Raw genomic sequence first — 13,534 nt, forward strand, 5'->3', positions numbered from 1 at the left:
TCGATTTCGGAGGTTTATAGGCCATTAATTGGAAAAATAACATCTATTGCTCGGGGTTTCAGCGACTTTGAGTGATATGATACTATTTAAGTGCTCTTTTTCCAACTGCTGCTTTAGCAAGGCTCTGTTGTTCATCAGCAAGTGGAGAAAATCCATCTGTTATATTTTAATTCTGGCGCATATTCAAGTGGAAACGGATACCGTCCTTAAGAGGAGGGTATCCGTTTCAGCGAGAAATAGAAGAATAACTTATAGCGAATCTTATATCTTAAAAAAAGGACCGCCAGCAGGCAGTCCATACCCTATTCTCTGATAGCTTCAGCGGTTCAGCAGGCTTCCGACATATTTCAGCAGCTCATTGGCGCAGATCGGGCAGTAGTTATGCTCGTCGATCAGGCGGCGGCTGACTTCGTTGATGCGTTTCAGCTGGCTCTCATCCGGCGTTTTGGAGGAGGTGGTGATTTTGACGATATCCTTCAGGTCGGTGAACAGCTTCTTCTCGATGGCTTCGCGCAGCCGGTCGTGGTTGTTGTACTCGAACTTCTTGCCCTTGCGGGAGTAGGCGGAAATGCGGATCAGGATCTCCTCGCGGAAGGCCTTCTTGGCATTCTCGGAAATGCCGATCTGCTCCTCAATGGAGCGCATCAGCCGCTCATCCGGCTCCATCTCCTCGTCCGTGAGCGGGTCACGGATTTTGGACCAGTTGCAGAAGGCTTCAATATTGTCGAGATAGTTCTCGAACAGGGTTTTGGCGGATTCTTCAAAAGAGTACACAAACGCCTTCTGCACTTCGCTTTTGGCGAGAATATCGTATTCCTTGCGGGCAATGGAAATGAAGTTCAGGTAACGCTCGCGTTCCTCCTTCGTAATCGAAGGATGCTGGTCCAGGCCGTCCTTGATCGCCCGCAGCACATCCAGTGCGTTCATGCACTGCAGGTCGCCTTTGATCAAGGCGCTGGAGATGCGGTTGATGACGTAACGCGGGTCGATGCCGGACATGCCTTCGTCCAGGTACTCGGTCTGCATTTCCTTGAGATCGGCTTCCTTGTAGCCCTCTACCTCTTCGCCGTCGTACATGCGCAGCTTCTTGATCAGGTCCATGCCCTGCTTCTTGCTCTCCTTGAGCCGGGTCAGGATTGAGAAGATCGCCGCCGCCCGCAGCGCATGCGGGGCAATATGCACATGCTTCATATCACTCTGGCCGATGAGCTTGGCGTAGATTTTCTCCTCTTCCGAGACCCGCAGATTATAAGGCACCGGCATGACGATCATGCGCGACTGGAGAGCCTCATTCTTTTTATTGGAAATGAAGGATTTATACTCGGTCTCATTGGTATGGGCAATGATCATCTCATCCGCCGAGATTAACGCGAAGCGCCCGGCCTTGAAATTACCCTCCTGGGTCAGAGACAGCAGATTCCACAGGAATTTCTCATCGCATTTCAGCATTTCCTGGAACTCCATTACCCCGCGGTTAGCCTTGTTCAGCTCCCCGTCGAAGCGGTAGGCGCGCGGATCGGATTCCGAGCCGAATTCCGTGATGGTCGAGAAGTCGATACTGCCCGTCAGGTCGGCAATATCCTGCGACTTCGGATCGGACGGGCTGAAGGTCCCGATACCTACCCGTTCTTCCTCCGACAACAGCACCCGGACAACTCCAACCTGTTCGATATCACTCTGGTATTCATTCTTCAGCCGCATCTGGCAGGACGGGCAGAGGTTGCCTTCGATGCGTACACCCAGCTCCCGCTCGATCTCCGGCCGCAGCTCCAGCGGAATCAGATGCAATGGATCCTCGTGCATCGGGCAGCCCGCGATGGCATATACCGCACCTGCATCCGTACGCGAATATTGCTCCAGTCCGCGTTTGAGCAGAGTGACGAGTGTTGACTTGCCTCCACTGACCGGTCCCATCAGCAGCAGGATCCGTTTGCGCACATCCAGCCTCCGGGCGGCGGAATGGAAATATTCCTCCACCAGCTTCTCTACCGCACGGTCCAGCCCAAAGATCTCCTGCTCAAAAAACTTATACCGTTTACGTCCGTTGATGTCCTCGACGCCGTGTGACTTGATCATGTCGTATACGCGGGAATGAGCCGTTTTTGCGGGAGAGGGATCTAGTCTCAGCAGTTCTATATAGTCCTTGAAAGTGCCGCTCCACGCCAAACGGTCGTTCTCAGCCCGATACGAAGCTATACGCTCAAAAATATCCATGGCTCGCTGCCTCCTCTTGCGCTCCTACTTGCTCCACCAAGCTTAGAAAGTGTATTACATACCTATGCGGCGAGCCCGGAATAGTTGACCTCTTTTTTGCTGTGCTATAATAGAGAATCATGATTTCCCTTAAATAATTATGCTGCATTAAGAGCGCAGGAGTGAGTACAATGGCGATCAAACAGGAAACGGAGCTGTATGCTCCTTTGAAGAGTTTTTTTGAGCGGCAGGGCTATGACATCAAGGGTGAGGTGCGGACCTGCGACCTGGTGGGCATCCGGGAGGACGAGGATCAGCCGCTGATCGTGGAGATGAAAAAATCGTTCAACCTCGCCCTGCTGCTGCAGGGGGTGGAACGGCTGCGCCTCAGCCCGAACGTCTATCTCGCGGTGGAACGCGTGCGGGATAAGAAGGGCGCGGTGAACCAGCGCTGGGGCGAGCTCAGCGGGCTGTGCCGCCGGCTCGGACTCGGGCTGATCACCGTCGTCTTCTACAAGACGAAGGCCCCGCTCGTCGAGGTGCTCGCGGAGCCGGGCGAGGCGCCGCCGCAGGCCCGCAGCGCCGGGCGCCGCCGCGAGCGCCTGCTCTACGAGTTCCGCGAGCGCAGCGGGGACTACAACACCGGCGGCAGCACGCGCGTCAAGCTCGTGACGGCCTACCGCGAGAAGGCGCTGCGCGTGGCCGCCGCGCTGCAGGCCCTCGAGGCCGAAGCCGCTGCTGGCGCGGCCGGCCTCACAGACGGGCGCGCCCCGCTGGGCGGCGCGCCCGAGGCCCCGCGCGGCGTGACCCCAGCCGCGCTGCGCAAGCGAAGCGGCGTGCCGGGCGCCGCCGCCTACCTGCAGAAGAACTACTATGCGTGGTTCTTCCGGGTCGGGCGCGGCCGCTACACGCTCACGGCCGCCGGCACTGCAGCGCTGATCGAATACGCCGCGATCGCGGAGATCAGTGCGGGCAAGCTGTAGCCACCCAACAAGTGGAATAATAGCACTTAACTTCATGACTTTATCCCGTCAGAACGGTTTAGTTGGATAAAAGGCATCTATTTGATCTGATTTCGACTCGAATGGCGAATTCCGAATCAATAGATGTATTATTTCCATTTAAATTCCTGAAATCTCCAGTTTCAGAAGAATTAAATGCTCTTTTTCCACCTATTCCGTGAGGAAGGGCAGAGCAGAATTGGGCAGAGCAAAGAGGCACGCATACGCATACAGATACAAAAGGAGTCATCCCGTACGCAGACCCCCTGCGTGGCGAGACAACTCCTTTTTTTCACCCTAGTTCTTTCACTTGTTCTTGTAATCGTTCTTCCAGTCGTTCTTCCTTTTCTTTCGTGCCAGTCTTACAATTCTCAGCCCTACATCCTCCCACACCTTGCAGTCACACACGCCTTATGCTTTTGGCTTTTCGGCTATCTAACTTTTCAGCTTTCCAGCTACCGGGCCTAAGCAAGCACCGTATACAGCAGCTCCTTCTCCTTAACAGAGGAACGGCCGGAAGGCAGGATTGACTTATACTGCTGGATGTTCGTGATGATGACCGGCGTAATGGTGCTGTAGCCTGCCTTCTCGATCTCAACATGATCGAACTCCATCAGCAGATCGCCGACAGACACCTTGGTTCCAGCGGTAACCTTAGGCGAGAAATGCAGTCCCTTCAGCTTCACGGTGTCGATCCCGATGTGGATCAGCATTTCCGCTCCGTTGTCACTGACCAGACCAATCGCATGGCCGCTCTTCGACAGCGAGAACACCGTTCCGTTAACCGGCGATACTACGCGGCCTTCGGAGGGCTGAATGGCAAAACCCTGACCCATAATTTCTTCGGAGAACGCCGGATCATTCACTTCACTCAGCGGCTTCACTTCACCTGCAATCGGACTGAACACTTCTTCATTAACCATCGTCGGTTCAACCCGCGTTACAGCAGACGCAGCCGTCACGCTTGCTACCGGAGGTGCTGCTTCCACAACCGGCGCTGCAGCGGCCTCAGGCTCATCTTCAAAGCCCAGAATATAAGTGACGATCGCCGCAACCCCGACACCAATCGCAAAACCAATTACCGAATAGACAAACGTAGCACCCAGAACCATCGGAATACCGGAGAGTCCGGTCAGACCGCCAATAACATAAGCTTTTACTTTGAACAAGCTGAGGAACGCACCGCCGACAGCTCCACCGATCAGTGCAGAGATAAACGGTTTCTTAAGACGCATGTTTACACCATACATTGCCGGTTCTGTAATCCCCATAAAGGCCGTAATACTTGTGGACATCGAAAGAGATTTCAGCTTGCTGTTCTTGGTTCTCAGAGACACGCCAAGGGCACTTCCTGCCTGGGCAAAGTTCGCCACCATCATTATAGGAATCAAATAGTCATAACCAAGCTGTGCAATCGAAGCGATCACAATCGGTACCAGTGCATAGTGCATCCCTGTGATTGTCAGCAGGGACATCGTTCCGCCGAGCAGCAGTCCTGCGAACAGACCGGTATTTTCGAACAGCCAGCTGATGCCTCCGGTAAGACCATCCCCGATAATTACACCGAGCGGGCCGACCGCAATCAGGGTAAGCGGCACAATGACAAGCAGTGTTACCGTTGGAACAATAATCAGCTTCAGGGAAGCGTGGGTGATTTTATCTACGGCTTTTTCCACATAGGAAGCGAGCCAGACCGCAATTGCAATCGGAATCACGGACGAGGAATAGGTTGCGGCCACCACCGGCAGCGAAGCAAACGTGACCGTCTCCCCGGACCCCAGCAGCGTAGTAACCGTTGGATGCAGGATCGCAGCCCCTATTGCTGCAGCAATGTACATATTACTGCCCAGCTTGCGGGCAGCGCTGACCGCCAGGACGATCGGCAGGAAGTAGAAGGCGCCATCGCCGATGGCCGAGAGAATGACATAAGTAGAGTTATCCGTGCCCATCCAGCCCAGCGCCACGAGCAGGGCTACAATCCCCTTGATCATCCCCGCGCCGGTGATGGCCGGCAGGATCGGTGTGAAGATCCCCGAGATGAAATCGAACAGCTTGCTGAGCGGATTCTGCTTCTTCTTGTCTACCTTTTCACCGGTAGCCTTCTTCTCAGTAGAACCCGACATGTTGCCAATCAGTTCATTGTAAACTACCGGCACATCATTGCCGATGATGACCTGGAATTGTCCGCCGTTAATCATAACTCCCATTACGCCGTCCGTCTTCTGCAGCGCCGCTTTGTCGGCACGGTTATTGTCATTCAGATTGAAGCGCAGCCGGGTCATGCAATGGGTAACCTGATCGATATTTTCTTCTCCGCCGACCAGCCGCAATATTTCTTTAGACAGCTCATTTTTATTCATATGGGCTAACTCCTTTAGTCTATTATGTAGTTTATTGTGTATTTTCGGCAAAATAAAAACCTAAACACCGGTCCGTGATGCATACTTACGCTCATCACTGTCCGGGTTTAGGTTTTGCCTCCGGGTAGAGTAGCAATCCTGCCCCACATTATTCAGTTACATCATTTTCATTGCGGTTAATCCGTTCAATATGGATAGTCAGGTAGAGAATTTCTTCCTTGGACAAGACCCGCTTGTAAATCTTGCGTGTGTAGTCGGCAATTTTCATCGTACAGGCATATGCTGCCGGGTACTGCTGCATGACCAGATCATGCAGCACATGATCCTTATCCCGGTCCTCAGCGGCGGTACCCTGAACGACCCGCTGCGCGAAGAATTTCAGATGGGTCAAAAAACGGTAATAGCCGAGCGATTCTTCATCCAGCTCAATCAGAAAAGTCCGCCGGACAATGTTTAGGATGTCCTTCACAATATTCGTAATGCTCACCGTCTCACGCATTTCACCATTCATCTGCGCATTGACCAGATGCATTGCAATGAAAGCGCACTCGTCCTCCGGCAGCAGCACGCCAAGCCGTTCCTCAATGATTTGCAGCGCCTTCCGTCCAATGGAGAACTCTTTACGGTACATCCGCTTAATTTCCCACAGCAGTGCATTCTTGATTTGAAGCCCCTGACGGTGGCGGTCGATGGCGAAATGGATATGGTCCGTGAGCGAGATATAGATGCTGTCATGCAGCTTCTCTCCCAGGACCGTTTCGGCATAACGGATCACTTCATCGGTACATTCCACATACTCCATCGGAATATCGGAGAGCAGCGACATCAGCTTCTGTGATACTTCCTTATTCTCCAGAGAGAATACTTTCTCAACCTTGTCCTCTTCAATGTCATCACCAGCCTGCTTCTTGAAGGCAAGCCCCCGGCCCATTACGACCAGTTCCTTCCCGCTGGCATCGATTACAGTTACAACATTGTTGTTGAGCACCTTAGCAATTTTCATTCCATCACCTTACACCGTCAGAGTAATAAAATCACCCCACAAAGTGGGGATATAACATGGATACGAACTCAGGTACTTTGCAGGGACCTCCAAATATATACTTCCTAATAGGTTAAAAAAAAGGCAAAACCAAAACGGCATCAACAATGCCCGTTTCTGGTTTTGCCTGAATGAACAGTAACAATCCAGTTATTCACCTGTAGCAGCATCTTAGCATATCATTATGAAATTGACAATACTTTTATGAAAACGGTTTACTTAAGATCTTGGGCTTCTTAAGCTTGCCCCAATGATGTTATAAAATTTCACCATTCGATGAAATAACCTGCTTGTACCATTCAAAAGAATCTTTTTTGCTGCGGTTCAGCGTGCCGCTTCCGGTATCATCCAGGTCTACATAAATGAATCCGTAGCGTTTGGACATTTCCGAGGTAGACATACTGACCAGATCAATCGGCCCCCAGGCTGTGTAGCCCATCAGTTCCACGCCGTCTTTAACCGCTTCCTTCATCTCCTTGATATGCTCTCGCAGATAATCGATCCGGTAATGGTCATGAACCGCCCCGTCTGCTTCCACCTTGTCAAAAGCACCCAGTCCATTCTCCACAATGAACAATGGCTTCTGGTACCGGTCGTACAGGTTGTTCAGAGTGATACGCAGACCCACAGGGTCAATCTGCCAGCCCCAATCGGAGGCTTTCAGATAAGGGTTCTTGATTCCACCAAGCAGGTTCCCTGCGGTGGCTTCGCCTTCCGGACCGGCAGATACCGTAAGCGTCATATAATAGCTGAACGAGATGAAGTCCACTGTATTCGCAGCCAGAATCTCATCATCTCCCGGCTCGCGGGTGATCACAATGTTATTTTCGGCAAAATAACGGTCCATGTAACGGGGATACTTGCCGCGTGCATGCACATCGGTGAAGAACAGATTCATCTGGTCCTCTTGCTGTCTTTTGCGCACATCTGCCGGATTGCAGGTATTCGCATAGCTCTCCATTCTAGCCAGCATACAGCCGATCCGGGAGCCGGGAATAATCTCGTGACCCAGCTTGGTTGCCAGAGCACTTGCCACAAACTGGTGGTGCAGTCCCTGGAACACGGTCTGAAGCTTGTTCTCCACCTGATCGGTAAGGATGCCGCCTCCGGTGTATGGACTGAACAGCATCACATTAATTTCGTTGAAGGTCAGCCAGTATTTCACCTTGCTTCTGTAGCGGGTAAATACTGTTTCGGCATATTTCACATAGAAGCCGATCACTTCACGGCTGGCCCAGCCGTTATACTTCTGCGTAAGTCCCAGCGGCGTCTCATAATGAGACAGGGTCACGAGCGGCTCAATGCCGTATTTAAGCAGTTCATTGAATACATCATCGTAGAATTGCAGGCCCTGCTCATTCGGCATGGCATCATCGCCATTCGGGAAAATACGCGCCCAGTTAATCGACATCCGGAACACCTTGAAGCCCATCTCGGCGAATAAGGCGATGTCCTCTTTGTAACGGTGATAGAAATCAACGCCTTCGCGTTTCGGGAACCAGTCGTCCGTCTCTCCGGCAAGAATCCGGGCGATCCGCTCGGTGGAGATTTCCATCGAATGGTCTCCCTGGCGTTTATCCTTGGGCACAAAGGCGATCATATCTGCGGTCGACAACCCTTTCCCGCCCTGGTCAAAAGCCCCCTCCAGCTGGTTGGCAGCGGTTGCGCCGCCCCATAAGAAATTCTCAGGAAATCCGTTTTGTACTGCAGCCATTGTCATTACCCCTTTTCCAAGTTGTTGTTCAGATCAGCAGGCCCGGAAAACAGAAAAACCTAAACCTATGGCAATGTCATTGAAGGCCCGGTTAAAGGGTTCAAATCAGTCACCATCAGTTTAGGTTTTGCCTGGCCCGGCCAGTAACAATCCAGTAAACGATGTGTTTATGGAAGATTTAATTGATTTCAGCCTAACACAGCACCCTGGAAATTTCAAATTAAAATCTGCTGCGCTCCTCTCAGCTCCGCGCCGTAAACTCCGATACCGCTTCACTCATCAGATTCATGCCCAGCAGCAGCTCATCCCGGCCGGGGTGGCTGAAGTTAAGCCGGATCCGGTCCGAGCCTCCGCTTACACTGCAGAGCGGTCCGGGCAGAAAGGCTACGCCTTTAGCCAATGAGGCACGCAGCAGTGCCATGGCATCCAGCCCCTCCGGCAGCGACACCCAGAGGAACATCCCGCCAACCGGCATATCATACACGCTGCTCTTCCAGGCCGGGCGTTTCAGAAGCTCGGCCATCAGCTTCAGGCGGGTATTGTATTCCCGGTTCAGCAGGGTGATATGCTCCCGCAGATCAAAGGCGCTTACACTAAGCAGATGATGCAGCAGCCGCTGGTTCAGCGAGCTGGACTGCCAGTCCGCCATCTGCTTCGCAGCGGTCATCATCCCGATCAGCTCGCGGCTTCCCGCCGCCCAGCCCGTCCGCAGCGCCGGCGCAACCGTTTTGCTGAATGAACCGATATACAGCACATGCCCGCCCTCGCTGACATTCTCCAGCGCGTAGAGGGAAGGGTATCTCAGTGAAGGATGCTCATCATATCGCTGGAAATGCAGATCACCGTAAGAATCATCCTCTATAATCAGCACGTTATGCGAGGTGCACAGCTCAAGAATTTCCTTGCGCCGTGCAAGGCTCCACAGCACACCGCTCGGATTGGTAAAGCTCGGCGTGGCAAACAGCATTTTGGGCCGGTGCTGGCGGATTCCGCTGCGCAGATGATCGGGCAGCAGGCCGTCCTTATCCCCCTGCACCGGAATGATCACGGCACCCTGCATCCGCAGCGCCTGCAGAATGCCCGGAGAGGTCGGATTCTCGACCAGCACCCGGTCCCCGGGATCTATATAGACTCTGGCCAGCAAATCGATGGCCTGTTGGCTTCCCGTTGTCAGAAGAACTCCGCCTTCGGCCACATTAACCCCTTTGCCTCCCAGCCAATCTCCGGTAAGCCACTCCCGCAGCGGGCCATAGCCCTCGGGATCACCGTACTGCAGAGCTCCGGCATCTGCCGATATCACCGTCGACGCCGCTTCAGACAACAGCGGCAACGGGAATAATTCCTCCGCCGGCAGTTCTTCCGCCAGCGAGATCAGTGTGCCGCGCCGCGTCTGTTTGCGGATACTCAGCAGTGGTGATGACAATAACGTATGTGCGCGCGCAGAAAATTCATACTTCATACGCTCCCCCCTTTACCCTGGTTTAAGAATATTCCAGCCCGGACGGCATTATGTCGTTATACGGGGATCAGGCGTAGATTTGCTTGTTCTGTCTTGAGAATAGGGCGAACTTCTCGATCGCCTGTGCCCTCGTAGATACTTCCAGCTTAACATAAATCTTGCGCAGATAGTTATCGATCGAGCGGCGGCTGACTTCAATTTCCAGGGCGATCTTATCGTATGTAATTCCTTGCACAATGCGTTCCATAATAAACATCTCTGTCTGTGTAAGCTGCATTACAGCGTCCAGCCCTTTGGAAGAGGTCACCGGACGTACCCCCTTCTCAATCCATTCCAGCGGAATGGAGAGGAAGCCTTCACGGATTCCGCTAATCATCTGCAGCAGCTGATTCGGAGTCGCCCCCTTGGACAGCACTCCGCTGGCCCCAAGCTCAATCAGCGGCTGAAACATTTCTTTATCGTTCTCTTCGGTCATAATTATAAAATGGGATCTCTGTGAGCTCTTCTTCATCTCTGGCAGAACATCCTCTACTGTTCCTTCCGGCATTTGATAATCACTGAGTACCAGGTCCGGCCCGGTATCGCGCACCATGGAAACGCATTCGCTCCAGGTGGAATACATACCTGCAACCTCCAGCTCTCCCCCTTCTTCCAGAATCAATTTTGTTCCCAACATACTTGTGGGATGACATCCCACGATGACCACCCGCCAGACTTTCATCAATGCCCAGACCTCCTGCTATCTATATAATTTACGAGAATGGAAAGCGCGATAAGCGTTTCCGGTTAACACGCAAGCAAGGAACTATGATGTCTTGTCTGTTCTTCCTACTTTTACCTTGAATACGCCCCTCAGATATTCCAATCTATAGAAATTGTATCGCAGTAGTTTAACAGGATGCAATTACTTTTTCTTGTTTTCACAAGCTCTTTCACTTTTGCGAAAATAGTAAAAGTCTGATAGAATGGGGACTTGAAAAAAAATGGCTTGAGGTGATGAAATGCAACCGCTAGCGGAATCGACCCGGGTACACTCGCGCCGGAGCGCAGAGAGAAGCGGACCTTCCGTAAAATGGTTTCTACTGTTCTGGATTTTGATGATTGCACTCGGCGTTTATGCCGTGTACAGCTACACGAACCATCTGAAAGATCAGGTGCTGAGCGAGCTTGGATCACAAAGCCAGCAGCAGCTTACCGTTTTGAAGACCGATTACGAATCCAAGATCGCCGTCCTGACCGAACAGGTGAAGGAACTGCAGAGCACGGTGCAGACCTTTAATGAATTATTGACCTTCACCAAAGATAACGCCAGCAACAAGACCGACAACAGCAACAAACTGTATACGCAATTAAGCGAGGTCAAGAAGCAGCTGGATGCGCTTAAGAAAGAGATGGATCTGCTCAAATGATGACTCCTGTCAAAAGAGTAAACCGTTTCTTCATGCTCCTGACCGCGCCGCTCTTCGGACTGCTGCTCTGCCTGTGGCTGTATCAGCCGCCGCTCGACCTCAAGCTGGATACCGGACCCTTTACTGCTGTCTCCGGCCCTGTTAGTGAGACCGCTAAGCTTAAGCAGGATCTGGCCGTAGCCAAGAGCTATGCGTCTTACACCATCGATTCGATCAGCGCCAGTGCCCTGCTGTACAAGCAGACCACGAATGCCATGAATGCGCTGGTCAGTACGGCGGCAGCCCAGACCTCCCGCCCGGAGCGGATCTACAATAACAGGATTACCTCCCGGCTGGGCATACCTGCCGATGTAATTACCAGTGACCGGATTACCATTGAATTGTACCGGCTGAACCCCGGAAACTATAAAGCATACGCGTTAAAGATCAGGCTGAAGGATCCTGCCGCCATGAAGATGAGTCTGGCCGGTGACGGCACTGGCGCATCCGAGACCACCATGCAGGCCGTGAACCGCTATGGTGCATCCGCAGGCATCAACGCCGGCGGGTTCGCCGATCAGAACGGCAAGCGATATCCGCTGTCTACAACCATTGTCGGCGGCCAGTATCTGTACGGCTTCGAACCCAGCTACAAGGATCTCAGCTTCGTCGGCCTGAACAAGTCCGGGCAGCTGATCGGCGGCAAGTTCAGCAGCCGGGCACAGCTGGATCAGCTGGAGCCCGTTTTTGGCGCCACCTTCGTGCCGGTTCTGCTGAAGAATCACACCAAGACTGTGATCCCGCAGAAATGGCAGCTCACTCCGTTGCGCGCACCGCGCACCGTGATCGGCAACTTCAAGGATGATCAGCTGCTCATTCTGGTGGCCGACGGTTATGACGAGAACGGCAATTCCGGGGCTACTCTGGCAGAGCTTCAGGACAAGCTGTATAACCTTGGCGTCATTGATGCCTACAATCTCGATGGAGGCGGATCTTCCTCGCTGATCTTCCGGGGGAAGGTCATCAATAACCCTTCTGACGGCAATTTGCGGCGAGTACCGACGAACTTCCTGTTCTTTAAGTAAGTGACTGGAGTTCGTCAATGCCATAAATCACATTTTCATTTATTTTTGCGGAATGAAAGCGTATAATCAGATTAACGAATAACAGTCACTAACGGAGGTGCACAGCATGTCGTTCTCCCTGACTTTTTGGATCGTGACCCTGGTTTTTCTGCTGTTTCTGGCCGGCATCCTTACTTCTTCCTACAACGACGACAAGACCAAGGGCTTATAAGAGTCCGCTGAGCGTTTACAAAAAAAGGAGCACCGCACTGATGTGCGGCGCTCTTTTTGGTGTGAAGAAAAGCCTTTTCCAATCAGCAGCCTGTTACAGGACGCCGTTCAGCGCTTCTCCTATGTAGATAGTAATACTGTTTGTACTTACGCGTGTCTTGGCAATTGAGTCATTTCCGAAAGGCAGCTTGCACAAATATAACGGTCTTTATATTCGCTTACGCCTTCCATACCTCCGCAAAAGACACACTTCGGACGGTAACGCTCCAGAATGATATGGTCGCCCTGAACCAGAATTTCTACAGGGTCGCCTTCATTCATTGAATACCTTTTACGCAGGGACTTAGGCAGAACAATTCTACCCAGCTGATCTACTTTACGTACAACGCCAGCAGGTTTCATATCTAACTTACACTCTCCTGTTCAACTGATAATTAGTAGCTACATAAGATAAACTTAAGAATGAGAACTCTCATTCTTAAGCTCACGTTCTATACTACTTATTTCGGCACTAATTAACTATTTCGTTACTAAAATGTCGAATCCTGCTGAAAAAAATAAAAATTGATGTCAACTTTTAGAAAAGTTGCGGGAAATCCATCTGCCGGAGTGCTTCATAAACAATAATCGCTGCAGAATTAGATAAATTAAGCGATCTTACTGCTTCGCTCATCGGCATGCGCATTCTGGTTTCCTTGCCGGCTTCCAGAATATCTGCGGGCAGTCCCTTGGTTTCCTTGCCGAACACAAAGAAATCACCATCCTGAAAGGTGAAATCCGTATAACGCTTCTCCGCCTTAGTGGTGGCGTAGAAGAAGCGGCCCTCCTTATACTTCTCAAGTACTTCACTGAAGGAATCATGATACTCAATGGTTACCGCATGCCAATAATCGAGTCCGGCACGTTTCAGTGTTGCATCATCTGTACGGAAACCGAGGGGACGCACGAGATGGAGATGGGTTCCCGTAGCCGCACAGGTGCGGGCAATATTGCCTGTGTTCGCCGGAATTTCCGGTTCTACGAGCACAATGTGTAATGCCATAATTCGGATGCTTCCTCTCTGTAGGGTCCTAAAGACTTAC

The 13,534-nt window shown here is 52.0% G+C and carries 11 protein-coding genes; 3 read left to right on the forward strand and 8 right to left on the reverse strand.

From position 1 onward, the window contains the following. Positions 1 to 318: 318 nt before the first annotated feature. Positions 319 to 2,214 carry a PrkA family serine protein kinase gene (locus MHI42_RS10540; protein WP_039304496.1) on the reverse strand — a complete coding sequence of 632 codons (1,896 nt, stop codon included), beginning with the start codon at positions 2,212 to 2,214 and terminating at the stop codon, positions 319 to 321. A gap of 170 nt (positions 2,215 to 2,384) precedes the next feature. Between MHI42_RS10540 and MHI42_RS10545 the strand changes: the two genes are divergently transcribed. After that, positions 2,385 to 3,176 carry a DUF2161 family putative PD-(D/E)XK-type phosphodiesterase gene (locus MHI42_RS10545; RefSeq protein ID WP_342423735.1) on the forward strand — a complete coding sequence of 264 codons (792 nt, stop codon included), beginning with the start codon at positions 2,385 to 2,387 and terminating at the stop codon, positions 3,174 to 3,176. Positions 3,177 to 3,658: 482 nt separating this feature from the next. On the opposite strand, the gene MHI42_RS10550 is transcribed toward MHI42_RS10545, so the two are convergent. The 5 genes from MHI42_RS10550 to MHI42_RS10570 form a co-directional block, all read right to left on the reverse strand. Continuing rightward, the gene (locus MHI42_RS10550; protein WP_342423736.1) at positions 3,659 to 5,554 is read right to left on the reverse strand and encodes a beta-glucoside-specific PTS transporter subunit IIABC; all 1,896 of its coding nucleotides are present in this window, start codon (positions 5,552 to 5,554) and stop codon (positions 3,659 to 3,661) included. Between the two features lie 148 nt (positions 5,555 to 5,702). Beyond that, positions 5,703 to 6,557 (reverse strand): PRD domain-containing protein, encoded by an 855-nt coding sequence (locus MHI42_RS10555; RefSeq protein WP_340988267.1) that lies wholly within the window; start codon positions 6,555 to 6,557, stop codon positions 5,703 to 5,705. A gap of 295 nt (positions 6,558 to 6,852) precedes the next feature. Continuing rightward, on the reverse strand, positions 6,853 to 8,310 hold the full coding sequence (locus MHI42_RS10560) for a 6-phospho-beta-glucosidase (protein ID WP_342423737.1): 1,458 nt from the start codon (positions 8,308 to 8,310) through the stop codon (positions 6,853 to 6,855). Between the two features lie 241 nt (positions 8,311 to 8,551). Then, the gene (locus tag MHI42_RS10565) at positions 8,552 to 9,769 is read right to left on the reverse strand and encodes a PLP-dependent aminotransferase family protein (RefSeq protein WP_039303393.1); all 1,218 of its coding nucleotides are present in this window, start codon (positions 9,767 to 9,769) and stop codon (positions 8,552 to 8,554) included. A gap of 67 nt (positions 9,770 to 9,836) precedes the next feature. Continuing rightward, a complete protein-coding gene (locus MHI42_RS10570; RefSeq protein ID WP_340988270.1) occupies positions 9,837 to 10,493 on the reverse strand; it encodes a response regulator transcription factor in 657 nt (218 codons plus the stop codon). Positions 10,494 to 10,770: 277 nt separating this feature from the next. On the opposite strand from MHI42_RS10570, the gene MHI42_RS10575 reads away from it, so the two are divergent. Both MHI42_RS10575 and MHI42_RS10580 read left to right on the forward strand, forming a co-directional pair. Continuing rightward, positions 10,771 to 11,178, forward strand: coding sequence for a hypothetical protein (locus MHI42_RS10575; RefSeq protein ID WP_039303387.1), 408 nt, complete (start codon positions 10,771 to 10,773; stop codon positions 11,176 to 11,178). Beyond that, a complete protein-coding gene (locus MHI42_RS10580) occupies positions 11,175 to 12,242 on the forward strand; it encodes a phosphodiester glycosidase family protein (protein ID WP_342423738.1) in 1,068 nt (355 codons plus the stop codon). Before MHI42_RS10575 ends, MHI42_RS10580 begins: the two co-directional genes overlap by 4 nt. Positions 12,243 to 12,599: 357 nt before the next feature. On the opposite strand, the gene MHI42_RS10585 is transcribed toward MHI42_RS10580, so the two are convergent. Together MHI42_RS10585 and trmL are read right to left on the reverse strand one after the other, a co-directional pair. Continuing rightward, on the reverse strand, positions 12,600 to 12,854 hold the full coding sequence (locus tag MHI42_RS10585; RefSeq protein ID WP_039303382.1) for an AbrB/MazE/SpoVT family DNA-binding domain-containing protein: 255 nt from the start codon (positions 12,852 to 12,854) through the stop codon (positions 12,600 to 12,602). A gap of 175 nt (positions 12,855 to 13,029) precedes the next feature. After that, positions 13,030 to 13,494 carry a tRNA (uridine(34)/cytosine(34)/5-carboxymethylaminomethyluridine(34)-2'-O)-methyltransferase TrmL gene (gene trmL, locus MHI42_RS10590; RefSeq protein ID WP_039303379.1) on the reverse strand — a complete coding sequence of 155 codons (465 nt, stop codon included), beginning with the start codon at positions 13,492 to 13,494 and terminating at the stop codon, positions 13,030 to 13,032. Positions 13,495 to 13,534: the final 40 nt, after the last annotated feature.

This window comes from Paenibacillus sp. FSL E2-0178 (assembly GCF_038593005.1).
GTDB classification, from domain to species: Bacteria; Bacillota; Bacilli; order Paenibacillales; family Paenibacillaceae; genus Paenibacillus_AQ; species Paenibacillus_AQ phytohabitans.